Genomic DNA, 18878 nt, shown 5'->3' on the forward strand with positions numbered 1-18878 from the left:
ACGGAGAGCGGCCGTGCGGAGCGCCCCGCCGTACGCGGCGTACGGCGGGGCGCGGTGTCCGTGCGGCGTTGCGCTACTTCGCCGCGTCGGCGGCCTTCACCAGCGCGTCCTTGGTGACCGCGCCGACGTAGACGGTGCCGTCCTCGGTCATCAGGGCGTTCACCAGCCGGGTGGAGAAGACGGTGCCCTTGCCGAACTTGCCGGTGACCTTGTCGCCGAGCGAGTCCAGGAACTGGCCCGCCTCCGGCGGCAGTTCGCCGGTGTCCGGCGTGGCGCCGACCGGGCCGCCGGCCCCCTTGATCGTCGCGATGGCCGTCCAGCCCTCGCCGATGACCTCGAAGCCGCCGGCGTCCCGCTTGCCGCCCTCGAACTCCCGGTGGGCCTCCTTCTCCACCTCGTCGGCCTCGGTCACCTGGGCGCCCTTGGGCGGGGTGAAGTCGAAGGTGGACGCGGCGGGGCGGGCGAAGTCGACCTTGGTGAAGCCCGCGTCGACCACGGCCTTGCCCCCGCCGCCGGGCGTGAGGGTGACCTTCAGCGGCGTGCCCGTCTCGGCGTCGACCGCGATGGTGACGGCCTTGACCGTCGAGCCCTTCTGCTTCGGCTCGACGACGAGCCGGTAGGCGTCCCGGCCGGCCACCTGCGCCGTGCCGCCGACGCGGAACGACGTGGTGTCGGCGGAGGCCTTCAGCACCTCGTCGGCGAACTCCTTGGGCGTGGTGGGCAGTTCCGAGGGGAGGGCGCCCTTGTCGCGGGGGGCGTCCCGGTGCCCGGCGGCGTCCTTGCTGTGGAAGACCTCGTTCGAGGCGCTGTCGTACGCCCAGACCTCGTCACCGTTGCGGATGAGGCTGTACTCGGACGAGTCCTCCAGCACGGAGACCTTCTGGCGGTCCGGGCCGTCGGCGGCGACGCGCACGGTGTGGGTGCCGGACGCCAGTTCGGTGAGCTTGGACGACGGGTCCGCGGAGGAGCCGCCCCCGTCGCCGTCGCCGCCCGCGCCGGTCAGGGAGCCGGCCAGCCCGTCGAACGAGGGCAGTCCGAGGTCGGTGGTGATCCGCACCGTGCCGGAGAGCTGCTGGGTGTCGGAGGCCGCGATCTTCTCGATGAGCTCCTGGGCGGTGATCTTCGGCAGATCCGGGTCACCGGAGCTGGCGAGCGCCGGGACCAGGCCGATGGTCCCCGCCGCGACACCGGCGACCGCCAGCGGGACCAGGTAGCGGACGGCCTTGCGGCGTCCGCCTGCGAGGTCCCCGGCCTCGCCGGTGGAGTGTGCGCTGTCGTTCGGTGCCATGGTGTGCCCTACCTCCGTGGTTGGTCAGGGGTGGTGCTCTCCATCCATATGACCAAAACGCCCGCCCGGAGGCGTCAGCCCCCGGGCGCAAACCCGTGTACCCCTCTGGGATGACACCGAACCGCCCCAACTCCCCCGACCCGTAGGGGGCGGGGCCCGGGCCGGGGGCTCAGCCGGCGCGGTGGACGACCGCGTCGCAGAGCTCCTGGAGGGCCGCCTTCGCGTAGCCGTCCGGGAGCGGCGCGAGCAGCGCCCGGGCCTCCTGGGCGTAGCGCACGGTGTCCCGGCGGGCCTGCTCCAGCGCCGGGTGGGCGCGCAGCAGCCGCAGCGCCTCGGCGTGGCGGGCGTCGTCGGAGAGGTCGCCGTCGAGCAGGGCGGCCAGCTCCAGGTCCTCCGGACGGCCGTGCGCCTCGGCGGCGGCGCGCAGCAGCAGGACGGGCAGCGTGGCGATGCCCTCGCGCAGGTCGGTGCCGGGGGTCTTGCCGGACTCGTGGGAGTCGGAGGCGATGTCCAGGACGTCGTCGGCGAGCTGGAAGGCGACGCCGAGGCGCTCCCCGTACTGGGTGAGGACGTCCACCACGCGCTCGTCGGCGCCCGCCATCATCGCGCCGAACCGGCACGACACGGCGACCAGCGATCCGGTCTTGCCGGCGAGGACGTCGAGGTAGTGGTCGACCGGGTCGCGGCCGTCGCGCGGGCCCGCGGTCTCCAGGATCTGGCCCGTGACGAGGCGCTCGAACGCCTCCGCCTGGATGCGGACGGCCTCGGGGCCGAGGTCGGCCAGGATGTGCGAGGCGCGCGCGAAGAGGAAGTCGCCGGTGAGCACCGCGACCGAGTTGCCCCAGCGGCTGTTGGCGCTGGCCACCCCGCGGCGGACGTCCGCCTCGTCCATCACGTCGTCGTGGTACAGCGTGGCGAGGTGGGTGAGCTCGACGACCACCGCCGAGGGCACGACACCCGGCGCGTACGGGTCGCCGAACTGGGCCGCCAGCATCACCAGCAGCGGGCGGAAACGCTTGCCGCCCGCGTGGACGAGGTGCTGCGCGGCCTCCGTGATGAACGGAACCTCGCTCTTGGTGGCATCGAGCAGGCCCGCCTCGACAGCCGACAGCCCGGTCTGGACATCGGCCTCAAGAGCCTGGTCCCGCACGCTCAGCCCGAACGGCCCGACGACGGTCACGAGGGGGTCTCCTGTCTGCTGACGATCACACGGATTGTCGATCTGTCGCTCGATTCACTCAAGTCAGCGTATCCGGTCGCGTTTCGATCACCATGAGCGCCTTCCCGCCGCCCCCGGTATGTTCGTGATCGGCGGCAATCCCCTGGTACAGGGCTTTTGCCCTCCGCTTCCCCGCCCCCCATGATCCCTGCTCCCCGCCGTCCCGGTGCACCGGCGTCACCCCGCGTCCCGTCCGCTTCACCCGCCCGCCCCGCAGACCGGCACCCGACCGTCCCGTCCGCCCACCCCGCGGGCCCCCGACCGCCCCGGCGGGAGGGGCCCCGGGCCGCACCGCAGGGGCCCGCCATGCGCGTCCGCACCGACTTCCCCCACGAGACGGTCCGCGAGGACGTCCGCGTCCCCCTCCCGGACGGCGTCACCCTGCACGCGCGCCTCTGGCGGCCGGTGACCGGGGCGCCCGTGCCCGCCCTGCTGGAGTACGCCCCGGACCGGCTCACCGACGCCTCCGCGGTACGGGACGCGGAACGCCACCCCTGGTACGCGGGCCACGGCTACGCCTCCGTACGGGTGGACGTCCGCGGCCACGGCAACAGCGACGGTCTGCCGGGCGAGGCGTGCGGGGCGGGCGAACTCGCGGACGGGGTGGCCGTCGTGGAGTGGCTGGCCCGGCGGCCGTGGTGCTCCGGACGGGTGGGCATGTTCGGCCTCGGGCGGGCCGGCCGCTGCGCCCTCGGGATCGCCGCGCTCGCGCCCGGCCCGCTCCGGGCGGTGGTGGCCGTCGGGGCGGGCGACGACCCGTACGGCGACGACGGCCCGTGCCTCGGCGGCGCGGTGACCGGCCGGGGCCTGCACGGCGGCGGCGCGGCCCGGCTCGCCGACGCGGCACGGCCGCCGGACCCGCGGTACACGGGCGAGCGGTGGCGGCGGATGTGGCTGCGGCGGCTGGAGGCGGTGGAGCCGGCCGCGCACACCTGGCTCGCGCAGCGGCGGGACGCCTGCGGGCGGAGCGCCGGGACCGGCGACGGCACGGCGGCGGTGCGCGCCGCCGTGCTGGTGGTCGGCGGGCTGCACGACCCCGCCCGGGACAGCGTGGTGCGCCTCGTCGAGCGGCTTCCCCGGGGCCGGGTGAGCGGTCTGGTCGGCCCCTGGCCCCACGACTACCCGGACCGCGCGGAGGGAGGGGACGACGGCATCGGCTTCCTCCAGGAGACGCTCCGCTGGTGGGACCGGTGGCTCGGGGACGGCGCCGCGGACGAGCCGCCGTGGCCGGCGCTGCGCTGCCGGCCCGGGGCGGCAGACCCGGCGCCGGGCGGCTGGACGGCGACCGACTGGCCGCCGCCGCGGGTCACCGAGGTGCCGTACGCCCTCGGCGGCGGCCCCGTCCGGGTGGCGTCACCCCCGCACACGGGCGTGGACGCGGGCGCCTTCCGCCCGGCCGGGCGGGCCGGGGACCTGCCGCCGGACCAGCGCGAGGAGGACGCGCGGTCGGTGTGCTTCGAGTTCCCCGTGGGCGAGGAGCCGGTCACCGTGCTCGGCCTGCCGCGGCTGACCCTGCGCCCGCGCGCCCCGTACCCGCCCGGCCCCGTCACGGCCCGCCTCTGCGACGTCGCCCCGGACGGCACCTCCGTGCTCGTGACCCGGGGAGTGCTCCGGCTCCCCGGGTCGGGCGACGCCGCGGACGCGGGGGCGGGCGTGGGCGGGTACCGCGAACCGGACGCGGACGCGGGCCGAGACGCGGCCCCGGGCTCAGACCCAGGTGCGGACGGAGGCCCGGACGCGGCTCTGGACTCGGGCCCGGACGCGGACGCAGGCCTGGACGCCGACAGCGCGGCCGGCACCGCGACCGGCGCCGGGCCGGGCTCGGGCACCGCGGCCGGGCCGGGTGCCGCGGCGCGTACCGCTGCCGCTGCCGGGGCAGGTGCCGGTGCGGGCAGCGCTGCCGGTTCCGGACCGGGTGCCGGGGCCGCAGCCGCGGCCGGTGCGAATGCCGCGGCCGGAGCGGGTGCCGGGCCCGGGTCCGCTGACGGTCGGGGGCCGGCCGTGGAGGTCACGCTGTCGCTCGCCGCGCATGTCTTCGCGCCCGGGCACCGCGTCCGCGTCTGCGTCTCGTCGGCCTACTGGCCCTGGATCTGGCCGGAGCCGGGGGCCGACGGCTTCACCCTGGAGCCGGCCGGGTCCCGGCTCGTGCTGCCGGTGCTCGGGCCGGACGGCGGGCCGGAAGACGGCACCGCGCCCGTCCCCGAGGCCGAACCCGAGCACGCGGACGCGCCCGCCGTCGCCGTACCCCAGACCCTCGACGCCGGGCGGCCGCCGCTGCTGGTGACCCGGGACGTCGCCGAGGGGCTGTGGACCGTGGCGTCCACGCCCGGCCCCGGCGGCACCCGGGTCCACCCGGACGGGCTGGAGTACACGGAGGAGGTGCGCGAGACGTACACGATCCGGGACGGCGACCCGCTCTCCGCCCGCGCGCACAGCGTCCGCACCGTCCGGCTGCACCGGCCCGACGCGGGCTGGGACGTCCGCGTCGAGGCGACCTCGACCACCGAACGGGACGCGGCGGGCTTCCGCACCACCGACGAACTCGTCTGCCACGACGGGCAGGAGGTGGTCTTCCACCGCACCTGGGAGGAACGCTTCCCCTACCCCGCGCCCTGAGCCCGGGGCGGCGGCGGGGACGCTCCCGTGCGGCGGCGCGGCCCACGTAACGTGTCGTCCACACCCGTGGAAAGCGAGGCAGGCACCGATGTCCGAGCAGAGCCCGCTCGATCTGGCCGAGGGCGATCCCTTCGGCCCGCACAACCTCCCGTACGGCGTTTTCACCACCGCGGACGAACCGGAGCGCCGCAGGCTCGGCGTGCGCATCGGCGACCACGTGCTCGACGCCGGGGCGGCGGCCCTCGCGCTCGGCTCCCCGTACGCGGATCTCCTCGCCCAGCCGGACCTCGGCCCGCTGCTCGCCGCCGGGCGCACCGCCTGGCGCGACGTGCGCCGCGCGCTCACCGCGTGGGTCACCGTCCCGGCCCACCGGCCGGACATAGAGCCCCTGCTGCACCCGGTCGGCGCGGTGACGATGCATCTGCCCTACGACGTGGCGGACTACGTCGACTTCTACGCGAGCGAGAACCACGCCACCAACGTGGGCCGGATCTTCCGCCCGGACGGGGACGCGCTCACGCCCAACTGGAAGCATCTGCCGATCGGTTACCACGGCCGGGCGGGCACGATCGTGGTGTCCGGCACCGATGTCGTCCGCCCCTCGGGCCAGCGGAAGACCCCGGCCGACGCGGCGCCCGTCTTCGGGCCCTCCGTCAAGCTGGACATCGAGGCGGAGGTCGGCTTCCTCGTCGGCACGCCCTCGGAGCTCGGCAGCCCGGTGCCGCTGGACGCCTTCCGCGACCACGTGTTCGGGCTGTTCCTGCTCAACGACTGGTCGGCGCGCGACATCCAGGCCTGGGAGTACGTGCCGCTCGGCCCGTTCCTCGGCAAGTCCTTCGCGACGTCCGTCTCCGCCTGGGTGACCCCCCTGGAGGCGCTGGACGCGGCGCGCACCGCGCCGCCCGCCCGGGACGTCGAGCCGCTGCCCTATCTCGACGACGCCTCGGACGAGGAGCCCGGCGGCTTCGACCTGCGGATCTCGGTGGCGATCAACGGCCATGTGGTGGCCGAGCCGCCGTTCGCCTCCATGTACTGGACCGCGGCGCAGCAGCTCGCCCACATGACGGTGAACGGCGCCTCGCTGCGCACCGGCGACCTGTACGGCTCGGGCACGGTCAGCGGGCCAGAGGTGCACCAGCGCGGTTCGCTGCTGGAGCTGACCTGGAACGGCCGCGACCCGATCGATCTCCCCGACGGCAAGCGCACCTTCCTGGAGGACGGCGACGAGGTCACCCTCACGGCCTGGGCCCCCGGCCCGGACGGGGTGCGCGTCGGACTGGGCGAGGTCACGGGGCGGATCGTTCCGGCGTCCTGACCCGCACGGGCTCCCGCCGCCGCGACGGCGGTCGCGACCGGGCCCCGGCACCCCCGGCTCAGGGGTGCCGGGGCCCGGCGCCGTACCGCGGTGGTCGGACGGGACGGCGCCGTACCTCGGTGGTCAGGTGGGACGGCGCCGCCGTGCCGGGGCGGGCCGGCGGGTCAGACGGCCCGCCACAGGGCCGGCACCGCCGGGGGCTCCCAGCCCGGCTGCGCCAGGTGGTTCTGGAGGCAGACGTACGCGGCACCGCCGTAGGTGACCCGGGCGCCGGCCGCGTAGGAGGTGCCCGCCGCCCAACTGCCGCCGGGCGGCGGGGTGGTCGGTCCCCCGGTCGGGGACGGGCCGGGCGTCTGCGGCACGTTCAGCACGAAGTCGAAGGCCGCCTCCCGCGCGCCGCCGGCGTCCCGCACGGTCATCAGCAGCCGCGGGTCGAAGAGGCTGTCGGTGGAGTTGCGGGGCTCGCCCGGGAAGTAGAGCTGGGTGGTCAGCACCGGCCGGCCGGGCGCCTGCACCTTGACGTGGATGTGCCGGGTCCGGCCCGGATAGAGGCCGGGGACGATCGTGGTCAGGGTGAACGCGCCGCCGGCGTCCGTGTACTGGTGACCGCGGAAGCGGAACCCGGTGTTGTCGTAGGCGCCGTTGACGTCCGCCTGCCAGAAGTCCAGCAGCGTGTTCGCGACGGGACGGCACGCCAGACCGAAGACGTACCCGGTGACGGTGAGCCGGGTGCCGGGGGTGCCCGGGTCCAGCAGCGAGGTGCGGCGCGGCGAGTTGGGCTTGAAGTAGGGGCCCTCCATCTGCGGCGGCGTCGGGTCGTCTCCGTCGTCGCACTCGGGGGTGAGCTCCGGCGTTCCGCCGGCCGTGCCCGCGGTGCGGGCCAGCGCCGGGACGCCCATCAGCACCGCCGGGGCCGCGACGGACGCGGCGAGCGCGGCGCGCAGCACGGTCTTGCGGCTGGGGTGACGGGCGGGTGCGCCCTGTTCCGCCGGGGGTGACGCCTCGCCGGGGGTGGCGCCGCCGGGGGTGGTCTCGCCGTCCATGCCTGCTCCTTGTGGGGGCTTCGGGGATCGGCACCGAACCTAGGCGCGGGGCTCCGGGCGGGCGATGGACTCGATCCGGTGTTCGTGGTGAATTTCCCCGCCGGCGTCCGCGCCCCGCCGGAAGTCACCGGGGCTGACGCCGGTCTCCCTGCGGAAGAAGCGGCAGAAGTACGCCGGATCCGAGAAGCCGACCCGCCCGGCGACCTGGCGTACCGACATGTCGGTGCGTGCCAGCAGCCGTTGCGCCTCGTGGGTGCGGGCGGCCCGGACCAGTTCCCCCGGGGTGCGGCCGGTGGCGGTCTTGACCGCCTCGGTCAGATAGCCGGCCGTGACGCCGATCCGGCCGGCGCAGGCGCCGACGGACCACAGCTCCGGGTCGGCTCCGCCGATCAGCCGGACGAACTCCGCGGCCACCGCGCCGGCCCGGCCCGGGCCGGCCGAGGGGGCGGGCCGGTGCCCGGGCGGCGGGGCGGCGCTCACCGGCATCCGGGATGCCCGCACCACCAGCACATGGAGCAGGGCGCGCAGCACGGAGTCGAAGCCCCGGGCCCCGCGCCCGTACTCGTCGGCGAGTTCGGCGACGAGCCGGGTGACGCCCGAGTGCCCGGCCTCGTCCAGGGTCAGCCAGGGCCGCTCGCCGAGTCCCCGCAGCAGGTCCCGGTCGCCGGGGTGGTCGCGCAGGAAGCCGTCGGTGAAGAGGACCACGGAGCCGTCCAGTCGGCGCGCGTCCTCCCAGTGGTGGACCTGGCCCGGCGCGATCACGCACAGATGGGGCGGCGCCAGCTCCCAGCGGGCCAGGTCCACGACATGGGCGCCGGTGCCGCCGGTGACGTGGACGATCTCCCAGAAGGTGTGCCGGTGCGGGAAGTCGGCCCGCGACATCGGGCCGATGGTGTCGAAGGTGCCGATCGCGAAGGGCATCGCGTTCGGCATCGGCACCTCCAGCCGGTGCATGGGCAGGGTGCCCTCCCGGGGCGCCCTGCACGGGGTGGTCCCCGGTGTCACGGTGGTGCCGCGCATCGTCTCGCTCCCTCGCCGACGGGCCATTGGTCCGGACCTGTTGGGGCGGCCACACCCTGCCACGCGCCGCCCCTGCACGGAACGGGGCCGCGGGCCCGCGGGCCGCCGCCGGGGGTGGCAGATCTTGCCCTCCCTCTCGCGAAGACGCAGGTCAGCGCGGTGCCGACAGGGCCTCAGGTGGCGCAATACTGTGGCAACACCATGGCGCGCACCGCATCGGTAGGGTCCGTCGCATGCCAGCCGAACGCATCCGTGAGCACGCAGTGCCCGTCGCCGCCGCCCGTCGGCGACGGCTGCGCGCGGACCAGGCGCGGCAGCTCGCGGATCTGCTGCGGCACCAGATCCGCACCTCCGGCTTCCCCGGCGGCGTCCTCCCCCTGGAGGGCACCATCGGGGCCGACTACCGGGTGTCGCGCAACACCGTCCGCCAGGCACTGGACCTGCTGCGGGCGGAGGGGCTGATCGAACGGCAGCCCGGTGTCGGCACGGTGGTGGTCGCCGAGAAGTACCCGCACGGTCTCGACCGCCTGATGGGCCTCGCCGAGACCCTCCGCGAACACGGCACCGTCACCAACGAGGTGCGCACCGCGGGGCCGGTCACCGCGCCCGGTCCGGTGGCCCGGCGGCTGGGCGTCGCCGAGCACTCCGAGGTGCTCTACATCGAGCGTCTGCGCCGCCTCGGCGGTCTGCCGCTCTCCCTCGACCTCACCTACGTCCCGATGGACATCGGATCGGGCCTGCTCGACTGCGACCTGGAGCACAACGACGTGTTCCGGCTGCTGGAACGCCTCACCGGGCAGCCGCTCGGCACGGCGGACATCACCCTGGAGGCCGTCAACGCCGACGCGCACTCCGCCGCCGTCCTCCAGGCGCCGCGCGGGGCCGCCGTGCTGATGCTGGAACGGCTCACCCACCTGCGCGACGGACGCCCCGTGGACCTGGAGTTCATCCGGTTCCGCGGCGACCGCATCGCCATGAGCGGACTGCTCCACCGCGCCCGCTGACCGGCCGGCCCGCACCCGCGGCCGCCCCTGACGGTACGCCGCGGCGTGCCCTCCCGCCCTTCCCCCGCCACTCCTGGAGACCGCCATGCCTCTGGCGCCCCAGCGGGCCGACGTGCCCGTGACCATCGACGAGTCGAAGTGCATCACCGGCTGCACCCTGTGCGTCGACATGTGCCCGCTCGACTCCCTCGCCATCCGCGAGGACGACGGCAAGGCCTACATGCACGTGGACGAGTGCTGGTACTGCGGCCCGTGCGCCGCCCGGTGTCCCACCGGCGCGGTCACGGTCAACATGCCCTACCTGCTCCGCTGAGAGAGGCCCCGTCCCCATGAAACGCACGGCACCCCGCACCCTGCTCGCCCTCGCGCTCCTCGTCCCGGCCGCCGCCGGCTGCGGCGGCTCCGCCGGGGCCGGCGGACCGGACACCGTCACCGTGACCGTCGGCTACCAGTCGAAGACCATCAACACCGTCACCGCCGGCACCCTGCTGCGCTCCCTCGGCTACTTCGAGGAGGAGCTGGCCCGGCGCGGCGCGCGCGACGGCGTCAGGTACGAGGTCCGCTGGCAGGACTACGCCACCGGCGCGCCCATCACCGCGCAGATGACCGCGGGGAAGATCGACATCGGCTCCATGGGCGACTTCCCCCTGCTGCTCAACGCGGCCCGGGGCAAGCAGCTCGACCGGCCCACCCGGCTCGTCTCCGTCACCGGCTACAACCTCCGCGGCGGGCTCAACACCATCGTCACCGCCCCCGGATCCGGCCTCGACTCGCTCCGCGACCTCAAGGGGAAGAAGGTGTCCACCAGCGTCGGCTCGGCCGCCGACGGCACCCTGGTGCGGGCCCTCCAGCAGGAGGGCCTGGACCCGGGCAAGGACATCCGCAAGCTCAACCAGCAGCCCGCGGTGGGCGCCTCCGCGCTCCAGTCCGGCAGCGCCGACGCCCTCTCGCAGTTCGTGGCCTGGCCGGGGCTGCTCGCCTACCAGGGACGGGCGAAGGCCCTCTACGACGGCGCGGCCCTCGACCTGCCGACCTTCCACGGGGTCACCGCCCGCGAGGACTTCGCCGAGAAGCGCCCCGCCGTGCTGGAGGACTTCCTGCGCGCCCAGATCCGCGCGACCCGGTACCTGCGCGAGAAGCCGGTCGAAGCGGCGGAGTCCGTCGCGAAGGCCACCGGGCTGCCCGCCGAGGTCGTCTACCTCTACAACGGCGCCAACGGCATCGCCACCTTCGACACCACCGTCAAGCCGGAGCTCGTCGCCGCGCTGAAGAAGGACGTCCCGGTGCTGGCGTCGGCCGGGCTCGTGGGCGAGGTCGACGCGGAGACCTTCGTGGACTCCTTCGTCGACGACGGCCCGGTGCGGCGCGCCCACGGCGCCGGCTACGACGAGGCCCTCGCCGCGAAGGCCCCCGCCGCGCGGAGCGAACTGTGGCGCGGGGACGGCACCACCGCCTCGTACGACGAACCGGGCGCGCTGCTCGCCGCGGTGGCCGCGGCGGGCGACGGCGCCGTCCGGGCGGCGTACGTCCCCGACACCACGACCGGGACGCAGTGGTTCGCCGACAAGGCGGTGTGGGTCGCCGACGGTGCGCGGCTGCTGCCGTTCGTCGCCCCGTCGGCCGCCGCCGACTGGATCGCCGGGCACCCGGGAGCGCGGACGGTGTCCTGGGAGCAGGCCCTGGAACGGGCCTCATGACCCGCGGCGTCCGCCTCACCGTGCGCGCCCTGTCGCTGGCCGCCGCGCTCGGCCTGTGGCAGTTCCTGACCGCCGCGGACGTCAACCTGTGGCTGCGGTTCGAGCAGTTCCCCACAGTCACCGAGGTGGCGGAGGCCTTCGGGCGGCGCGTCCGGGGCGGCACGTACTGGCAGGACCTGGCCGACAGCGTCACCCGGATCGTGACCGGCTTCCTGCTCGCGGCCCTCGCCGGAGTCGCGGTGGGCACGGCCCTCGCCCGCTCCCGGGTGGCCGAGGACGTCGTCGGCCCGCTGCTGGAGGTGCTGCGCCCGATCCCCGCGATCGCCCTGGTGCCGGTGGCGATCCTGCTCTTCCCCAGCAACGAGCAGGGCATCGTCTTCATCACCTTCACCGCGGCGTTCTTCCCCGTCGCGGTCTCCACCCGGCACGCGGTGCGCGCGCTCGCGCCCGTCTGGGAGGAGGCGGTGCGGACCATGGGCGGCGGCCGCGGGCGGGTGCTGTGGTCGGTGGTCCTGCCGGGCGCGCTGCCCGGCATCCTCGGCGGGCTCTCCGTCGGCATCGGGGTGTCGTGGATCTGTGTGATCTCCGCCGAGATGATCTCCGGCGAGTACGGGGTGGGCTACCGGACCTGGCAGGACTACACGGTCGTCGACTACCCCGGCGTCTTCGTCGGCATGGTGACCATCGGCGTCCTCGGCTGGCTCACCTCCACCGCGGTCGAGGTGGCGGGCCGCCGGGTCACCCGGTGGCTGCCCGGCGGCGCGGGGGCGACGGACCGGCCCGCCCCGGCGCGCCCGGCCCGGGTTCCGGCGACCCCGGCCCGGGTGCCGGTGCCCCGCACACCCACCACCGAGGAGCACGCATGAGCACCACGACGGCCGGCGCGGACAGCGCCACCGGCAGCGCGACCACGGGCGCCGGGCTCGGACTGCGCGGGGCGGCGCTGGGACGGCGGGGCGAGGGCGGAGCCGTGCTGGACGGCGTCGGGCTGGACGTCGTCCCCGGCGAGATCCTCGCTGTCGTCGGCCCCTCCGGCTGCGGCAAGTCCACCCTGCTGCGCACCCTCGCCGGACTGCTGCCCCCGCTCTCCGGCGAGGTCACCCAGGACGGCGAGCCCGTGCGCGGCCCCGGCGCGGAACGCGCGCTGGTCTTCCAGGAGGACGCGCTGCTGCCCTGGCGGACCGTGCGCCGCAACGTCGAACTGCCGCTCGCCGTCCGGGGCGTGGCCCGCGCCGCGCGGCGCGCGACCGCCGAGGCGTGGCTGGAGCGCACGGGCCTCGCGGGCCACGGGGGCAAGTACCCCCACCAGCTCTCCGGCGGCCAGCGCCAGCGCGTCCAGCTCGCCCGCGCCCTCGCGGGCGAGCCGCGCGCCGTGCTGATGGACGAGCCGTTCGGCGCGCTGGACGCCAGGACCCGGGCCGGGATGCAGCGACTCCTCGTCGAGGTGCTGCACGGCACCGGCGCCACCGTCGTCTTCGTCACCCACGACGTCGACGAGGCGCTCTTCCTCGGCGACCGGGTCGCCCTGCTCGGCGGCGGCACCCTGCTCGACGTCCTCGGCGTGCCCCGGCCCCGGGACCGCCAGGCGCGGACCGACCCCAGGACCCGGGCGCTGCGGCGCACCGTCCTCGCCTCCCTCGACACCGACTGACCGACACCTCAAGAAAGGCCCAGCCATGCGGATTCCGGCGATCGAGGACGCGGACGAGATGAGCTGCGACGTGCTCGTCGTGGGCGGCGGCACCGCCGGGACCATGGCCGCGCTCACGGCGGCCGAGCACGGCGCCGACGTGCTGCTGCTGGAGAAGGCGCACGTCCGCCACTCCGGCGCCCTCGCCATGGGCATGGACGGCGTGAACAACGCCGTCGTGCCCGGGCGGGCCGAACCCGACGACTACGTCGCCGAGATCACCCGTGCCAACGACGGGATCGTCGACCAGTCCACCGTCCGGCAGACGGCCACCCGCGGCTTCGCGATGGTGCAGCGGCTGGAGTCGTACGGGGTGAAGTTCGAGAAGGACGAGCACGGCGAGTACGCGGTCCGGCAGGTCCACCGCTCGGGCTCGTACGTGCTGCCCATGCCCGAGGGCAAGGACGTCAAGAAGGTGCTCTACCGGCAGCTCCGCCGCCGGGAGATGCGCGAGCGCATCCGCATCGAGAACCGGGTGATGCCGGTGCGGGTGCTGACCCACGGCGGGCGGGCCGTCGGCGCGGCCGGGTTCGACACCCGCACCGGGCGGTTCGTCGTCGTCCGGGCGGGCGCCGTGATCCTCGCGACCGGCGCGGCCGGACGGCTCGGCCTGCCCGCCTCGGGCTACCTCTACGGCACCTACGAGAACCCGACCAACGCCGGCGACGGCTACGCCATGGCGTACCACGCGGGCGCCGAGCTCACCGGCATCGAGTGCTTCCAGATCAACCCGCTGATCAAGGACTACAACGGCCCGGCCTGCGCCTACGTCGCCAATCCGTTCGGCGGCTACCAGGTCAACCGGCACGGCGAGCGGTTCGTCGACTCCGACTACTGGTCGGGCCGGATGATGGCCGAGTTCGCCGAGGAACTGGCCTCCGACCGCGGCCCGGTCTACCTGAAGCTCAGCCATCTGCCCGAGGAGTCGGTGGCCGCGCTGGAGGGCATCCTGCACACCACCGAGCGCCCCACCCGCGGCACCTTCCACGCGAACCGCGGCCACGACTACCGCACCCACGACATCGAGATGCACATCTCCGAGATCGGCCTGTGCGGCGGGCACTCGGCCTCGGGCGTACGCGTCGACGACCACGCGCGCACCACCGTGCCCCGGCTGTACGCCGCCGGCGACCTGGCCTGCGTCCCCCACAACTACATGATCGGCGCGTTCGTCTTCGGCGACCTCGCCGGCGAGGACGCCGCCCGCTACCGCGCCTACGCGGGCGAACTCCCCGCCGACCAGCTCCGCGAGGCGCACGAACTGGTCTACCGGCCGCTGCGCAACCCCGACGGGCCGCCGCAGCCGCAGGTCGAGTACAAGCTGCGCCGCTTCGTCAACGACTACGTCGCCCCGCCGAAGAGCGGCGCCCGGCTGTCGCTCGCCGTGGAGCACTTCGAGCGGATGCGGGGCGAGATCGCGGCGATGGGCGCCACCACCCCGCACGAGCTGATGCGCTGCGCGGAGGTGTCCTTCATCCGCGACTGCGCCGAGATGGCCGCCCGCGCCTCGCTGGCCCGCACCGAGTCCCGGTGGGGCCTCTACCACCAGCGGACCGACCACCCCGCCACCGACGACGAGGGCTGGCTGCACCACCTCGACCTGCGCAAGGCGGCCTCGGGGGCGATGGAGTTCACCGCCCGGCCGGTGGCGCCGTATCTGGTGCCGGTCGACGAGTACAGCCCCGCCGGCGGCCCGTCACGCCATCTCGGGGAGGTCGCCCTCGCCCAGGTGGCCACCGCCGGGCCGCGCGAGGTGGCGCCGACCGGGTCCCGCATCGCCGCGCGCGCCGCCGCGGGCGCCGGGCCCGCCACGGCCTCGCCCCGGATCCTGGACCTGCTGGCCCTCGCCGAGGGCGACCCCGAACTCCCCGCCCTGCGGCCCTATCTGGGCGACGGCGACCCGGCGGTGCGCAGGGCCGCCGTCGCCGCGCTCACCGAGACCGCCCCCGAGGGCACCGGCCCCGCCCTCGCCGGGGCGCTCGCCGACGCCGACGCCGGGGTCCGGGCGGCGGCGGCCGACTCGCTGCGCGAACTGGTGGAGACCCTGCCGCCCGAGCCCGCGCTGCGCGACCCGCTCCTCACCGCCCTCGCCTCCGCCGACCCCGTGGTCGCGGCGGCCGCCCTCGACGTGCTGCGCGAACTGCGCCTGGGCGCCGCCCCGGCCTATGCCGGGGCGCTCGACTCCCCCGGCATCGCCGTCCGGATCGCCGCCGTGCGGGCGCTGGTGTCCGTCGACGCCGTGCCGGAGCTGACCCGCGCCGCCGCCGACCCGGCCCGGGAGGTGCGGGTCGCCACGGCCAGGGGGCTCGCCGCGGTGACCGGCCCGGGGGTGCTCGCCCCGCTGACGGCGCTGACCGCCGACCCGGACCCGCTGGTGCGGGCCGCCGCCTACGAGGCGCTGGGCGCGGCGGGCTGCCCGCCGGACCTCGCCGCCACGGCCCGGGCCGCCCTGTCCGACCCGGCCTGGCAGGTCCGCGCGGGCGCGGCGAAGGCCCTCGGCGCGGCCGCTCCCGCCGACGCGGTGCCGGCCCTCGCCGAGACCCTCGGCGACCCCAACGCCGACGTCCGCAAGGCCGCCGTCCTCGCCCTCCTCCGCCACCCCGCCACCCCCGCCGCCCGCACCGCCCTGACCTCCGCCACCACCGACCCCGACGCGGACGTCCGCGCCTACGCGGGACGGGTCGACACGGGGTGATCCCCGCACGCCGAAGGTCCGGCGCCTCCCGGGGGAGGTGCCGGACCTTCGGCGTGACACGGCGGGTCAGCGGACGAAGGTGCCCGCCTGGCTCGCCAGGTCGAGGAAGTACTGCGGGGCGACGCCGAGCACCAGGGTGACGGCGACGCCGACGCCGATGGTGGTGATCGTCAGGGGCGACGGGACGGCGACCGTCGGGCCCTCCGGCTTCGGCTCGCTGAAGAACATCAGCACGATGACCCGGATGTAGAAGAACGCGGCGATGGCCGACGAGATCACACCGACCACGACCAGCGCGCCCGCGCCGCCCTCCGCCGCCGCCTTGAAAACGGCGAACTTGCCGGCGAAGCCCGACGTCAGCGGGATGCCGGCGAAGGCGAGCAGGAAGACCGCGAAAACCGCCGCCACCAGCGGCGAACGCCGCCCGAGTCCGGCCCACTTGGAGAGGTGGGTCGCCTCGCCGCCCGCGTCGCGGACCAGGGTGACGACGGCGAAGGCGCCGATGGTCACGAAGGAGTACGCGAGCAGGTAGAAGAGGACGGAGGAGACGCCCGAGGGCGTCGTGGCGATCACACCGGCGAGGATGAAGCCGGCGTGCGCGATCGACGAGTAGGCCAGCAGGCGCTTGATGTCCGTCTGGGTGATGGCGACGATCGCGCCGCCCAGCATGGTGACGATCGAGACGGCCCACAGCACCGGCCGCCAGTCCCAGGCCAGGCCCGGCAGCACCACGTAGAGCAGCCGCAGCAGCGCGCCGAAGGCGGCCACCTTGGTCGCGGCGGCCATGAAGCCGGTGACCGGGGTCGGGGCGCCCTGGTAGACGTCGGGCGTCCACATGTGGAACGGCACGGCGCCGACCTTGAAGAGCAGGCCCATCAGGATCATCGCGCCGCCGATCAGCAGCAGCGCGTCGTTGCCCATGGTGTCGGCGAGCGCCGGGTCGATCGAGCGGACGCTGCCGTCGACGACGTCGGCGATCCGGGCGTACGAGACGGAGCCCGCGTACCCGTAGAGCAGCGCGATGCCGAAGAGCAGGAAGGCCGAGGAGAAGGCGCCCAGCAGGAAGTACTTGACCGCCGCCTCCTGGGACATGAGGCGCTTGCGGCGGGCCAGGGCGCACAGCAGGTAGAGCGGGAGGGAGAAGACCTCCAGCGCGATGAAGAGGGTCAGCAGATCGTTGGCGGCCGGGAAGACCAGCATGCCGGCGATCGCGAACAGGGCGATCGGGAACACCTCGGTGGTGGTGAACCCGGCCTTGACCGCGGCCTTCTCCTGGTCGCTGCCGGGCACGGCGGCCGGTTCGGCGGCGAAGGAGTCGATCCGGTTGCCGTGCGCCTCGGGGTCGAGGCGGCGTTCGGCGAAGGTGAACACCGCGACGACCGACGACAGCAGGATCACGCCCTGGAGGAACAGCGCGGGGCCGTCGACGGCGATGGCGCCCATCGCGGCGATCCCGGCCTTCGTCGTGGCGTGCCCGCCGGCGGCGAGCCCCACGACGGCGGCGAAGGAGGCCGCGAGCGCGACCACGGTCACGAAGAGCTGGGCGTGGTACCGGGCCCGGCGCGGCGCGAAGGCCTCCACCAGGATGCCGACGAGGGCGGCGCCCACGATGATCAGCACCGGTGCGAGCTGGTCGTACTCGATGTGGGGTGCGGGGATCTTGCCGAGCGGCTCGGCCTCCGCCGCCATTGTCCACAGGCTGTGGACAGCTTGCTGGCTCACTTGGCCGCCTCCACCTCGGGCCGGGGGTCCTGCTTCTGTACGTCGGACATGGTGTGCTCCACGGCCGGGTTGACGATCTCCGTCAACGGCTTCGGGAACACGCCGAGGAAGAGCAGCAGCGCGATCAGCGGCGCGACGACCACCAGTTCACGTGCCTTCAGGTCGGGCATGGTGCTGACCTCGGCCTTCACCGGCCCGGTCATGGTGCGCTGGTAGAGCACCAGGGTGTAGAGCGCGGCGAGCACGATGCCGGAGGTGGCGATCACACCGGCCACCGGATACGCGGAGAACGTCCCGACCAGCACCAGGAACTCGCTGACGAACGGGGCGAGTCCGGGCAGCGACAGGGTCGCGAGGCCGCCGACGAGGAAGGTGCCGGCGAGCACCGGGGCGACCTTCTGCACACCGCCGTAGTCCGCGATGAGACGCGAACCGCGGCGCGAGATCAGGAAGCCGGCGACCAGCATCAGCGCGGCGGTCGAGATGCCGTGGTTGACCATGTACAGCGTCGCGCCCGACTGGGCCTGGCTGGTCATCGCGAAGATGCCCAGCACGATGAAGCCGAAGTGGGAGATCGACGCGTAGGCGACCAGGCGCTTGATGTCGCGCTGGCCGACCGCCAGCAGCGCCCCGTAGACGATGCTGATCAGCGCCAGCACCAGGATCGCCGGGGTGGCCCACTTGCTGGCCTCCGGGAAGAGCTGGAGGCAGAAGCGGAGCATCGCGAAGGTGCCGACCTTGTCGACGACGGCCGTGATCAGCACGGCGACCGGTGCGGTCGCCTCGCCCATCGCGTTCGGCAGCCAGGTGTGCAGCGGCCACAGCGGGGCCTTCACCGCGAAGGCGAAGAAGAAGCCGAGGAACAGCCACCGCTCGGTGTTCTGCGCCATCTCGAACTGGCCGCTCGCCCGGGCCTCGGCGATCTCGGAGAGCGAGAAGCTCCCCGCGACCACGTAGAGGCCGATGACGGCGGCCAGCATGATCAGACCGCCGACCAGGTTGTAGAGGAGGAACTTCACGGCCGCGTACGACCGCTGGGCCGCCGCGTTCTCCTCGCTGCCGCCGTGGGCGCGGTCGCCGAAGCCGCCGATGAGGAAGTACATCGGGATGAGCATGGCTTCGAAGAGGATGTAGAAGAGGAAGACGTCGGTGGCCTCGAAGGAGAGGATCACCATCGCCTCGACCATCAGGATCAGGGCGAAGAAGCCCTGCGTCGGCCGCCAGCGCTTGGTGGCCTTCTCCTCCGGGTCGGCGTCGTGCCAGCCGGCGAGGATGACGAACGGGATCAGCAGCGCGGTCAGCGCCACCATCACCACGCCGATGCCGTCGACGCCCAGCTCGTAGCGGACACCGAAGTCGGCGATCCAGGAGTGGGACTCGGTGAGCTGGTAGCGGTCGCCGCCGGGCTCGAACCGCACGAGCACGATCGCGGCCAGCACCAGCGTGGCGAGCGAGAAGAGCAGCGCCAGCCATTTGGCGGCCGTCCTCCGCGCGGCGGGCACGGCGGCGGTGGCGATCGCGCCGACCGCCGGGAGCACCGCCGTTGCCGTCAGGATCGGGAAGGACATA

General features: G+C 74.8%; 14 protein-coding genes. 8 read left to right on the forward strand and 6 right to left on the reverse strand.

The window, feature by feature from the left end; genetic code table 11:
- Nucleotides 1–73: 73 nt before the first annotated feature.
- On the reverse strand, nt 74–1288 hold the full coding sequence (locus JE024_RS14890; RefSeq protein ID WP_205374041.1) for a LolA family protein: 1215 nt from the start codon (nt 1286–1288) through the stop codon (nt 74–76).
- Nucleotides 1289–1457: 169 nt separating this feature from the next.
- Nucleotides 1458–2468 carry a polyprenyl synthetase family protein gene (locus JE024_RS14895; protein WP_205374042.1) on the reverse strand — a complete coding sequence of 337 codons (1011 nt, stop codon included), beginning with the start codon at nt 2466–2468 and terminating at the stop codon, nt 1458–1460.
- Nucleotides 2469–2813: 345 nt separating this feature from the next.
- Here JE024_RS14895 and JE024_RS14900 point away from each other — a divergent pair, with 345 nt between their 5' ends.
- Nucleotides 2814–5123: a CocE/NonD family hydrolase gene (locus JE024_RS14900; protein WP_205374043.1), complete on the forward strand. Its 2310-nt coding sequence runs from the start codon at nt 2814–2816 to the stop codon at nt 5121–5123.
- 88 nt (nt 5124–5211) lie between these two features.
- The gene (gene fahA, locus JE024_RS14905) at nt 5212–6438 is read left to right on the forward strand and encodes a fumarylacetoacetase (protein ID WP_205374044.1); all 1227 of its coding nucleotides are present in this window, start codon (nt 5212–5214) and stop codon (nt 6436–6438) included.
- 164 nt (nt 6439–6602) lie between these two features.
- On the opposite strand, the gene JE024_RS14910 is transcribed toward fahA, so the two are convergent.
- On the reverse strand, nt 6603–7481 hold the full coding sequence (locus JE024_RS14910) for a dioxygenase family protein (protein WP_205374045.1): 879 nt from the start codon (nt 7479–7481) through the stop codon (nt 6603–6605).
- A gap of 39 nt (nt 7482–7520) precedes the next feature.
- Complete coding sequence (locus JE024_RS14915) at nt 7521–8501, reverse strand: helix-turn-helix transcriptional regulator (protein ID WP_205374046.1); 981 nt, start codon at nt 8499–8501, stop codon at nt 7521–7523.
- Nucleotides 8502–8734: 233 nt separating this feature from the next.
- Here JE024_RS14915 and JE024_RS14920 point away from each other — a divergent pair, with 233 nt between their 5' ends.
- The 6 genes from JE024_RS14920 to JE024_RS14945 all read left to right on the forward strand — a co-directional run bounded on the left by JE024_RS14920 (nt 8735) and on the right by JE024_RS14945 (nt 15587).
- The gene (locus JE024_RS14920; RefSeq protein ID WP_205374047.1) at nt 8735–9505 is read left to right on the forward strand and encodes a GntR family transcriptional regulator; all 771 of its coding nucleotides are present in this window, start codon (nt 8735–8737) and stop codon (nt 9503–9505) included.
- Nucleotides 9506–9590: 85 nt separating this feature from the next.
- Nucleotides 9591–9818 (forward strand): 4Fe-4S dicluster domain-containing protein, encoded by a 228-nt coding sequence (locus JE024_RS14925; protein WP_147987623.1) that lies wholly within the window; start codon nt 9591–9593, stop codon nt 9816–9818.
- 16 nt (nt 9819–9834) lie between these two features.
- Nucleotides 9835–11202 (forward strand): ABC transporter substrate-binding protein, encoded by a 1368-nt coding sequence (locus JE024_RS14930; protein ID WP_205374048.1) that lies wholly within the window; start codon nt 9835–9837, stop codon nt 11200–11202.
- Nucleotides 11199–12068, forward strand: a complete 870-nt coding sequence (locus tag JE024_RS14935) for an ABC transporter permease (protein ID WP_205374049.1) — start codon at nt 11199–11201, stop codon at nt 12066–12068. The genes JE024_RS14930 and JE024_RS14935 overlap by 4 nt, the downstream gene beginning before the upstream one ends.
- Nucleotides 12065–12853, forward strand: coding sequence for an ABC transporter ATP-binding protein (locus JE024_RS14940; protein ID WP_205374050.1), 789 nt, complete (start codon nt 12065–12067; stop codon nt 12851–12853). Before JE024_RS14935 ends, JE024_RS14940 begins: the two co-directional genes overlap by 4 nt.
- A 25-nt stretch (nt 12854–12878) precedes the next feature.
- Nucleotides 12879–15587, forward strand: coding sequence for a fumarate reductase/succinate dehydrogenase flavoprotein subunit (locus JE024_RS14945; protein WP_205374051.1), 2709 nt, complete (start codon nt 12879–12881; stop codon nt 15585–15587).
- 66 nt (nt 15588–15653) lie between these two features.
- Here JE024_RS14945 and nuoN read toward each other — a convergent pair whose 3' ends face one another.
- Both nuoN and JE024_RS14955 read right to left on the reverse strand, forming a co-directional pair.
- Nucleotides 15654–17309, reverse strand: a complete 1656-nt coding sequence (nuoN, locus tag JE024_RS14950) for an NADH-quinone oxidoreductase subunit NuoN (protein ID WP_205374052.1) — start codon at nt 17307–17309, stop codon at nt 15654–15656.
- Nucleotides 17306–18877 carry an NADH-quinone oxidoreductase subunit M gene (locus JE024_RS14955; protein ID WP_205374053.1) on the reverse strand — a complete coding sequence of 524 codons (1572 nt, stop codon included), beginning with the start codon at nt 18875–18877 and terminating at the stop codon, nt 17306–17308. Before JE024_RS14955 ends, nuoN begins: the two co-directional genes overlap by 4 nt.
- Between the last annotated feature and the right edge of the window lies 1 nt (nt 18878).

The organism is Streptomyces zhihengii (assembly GCF_016919245.1).
Lineage (GTDB): Bacteria > Actinomycetota > Actinomycetes > Streptomycetales > Streptomycetaceae > Streptomyces > Streptomyces zhihengii.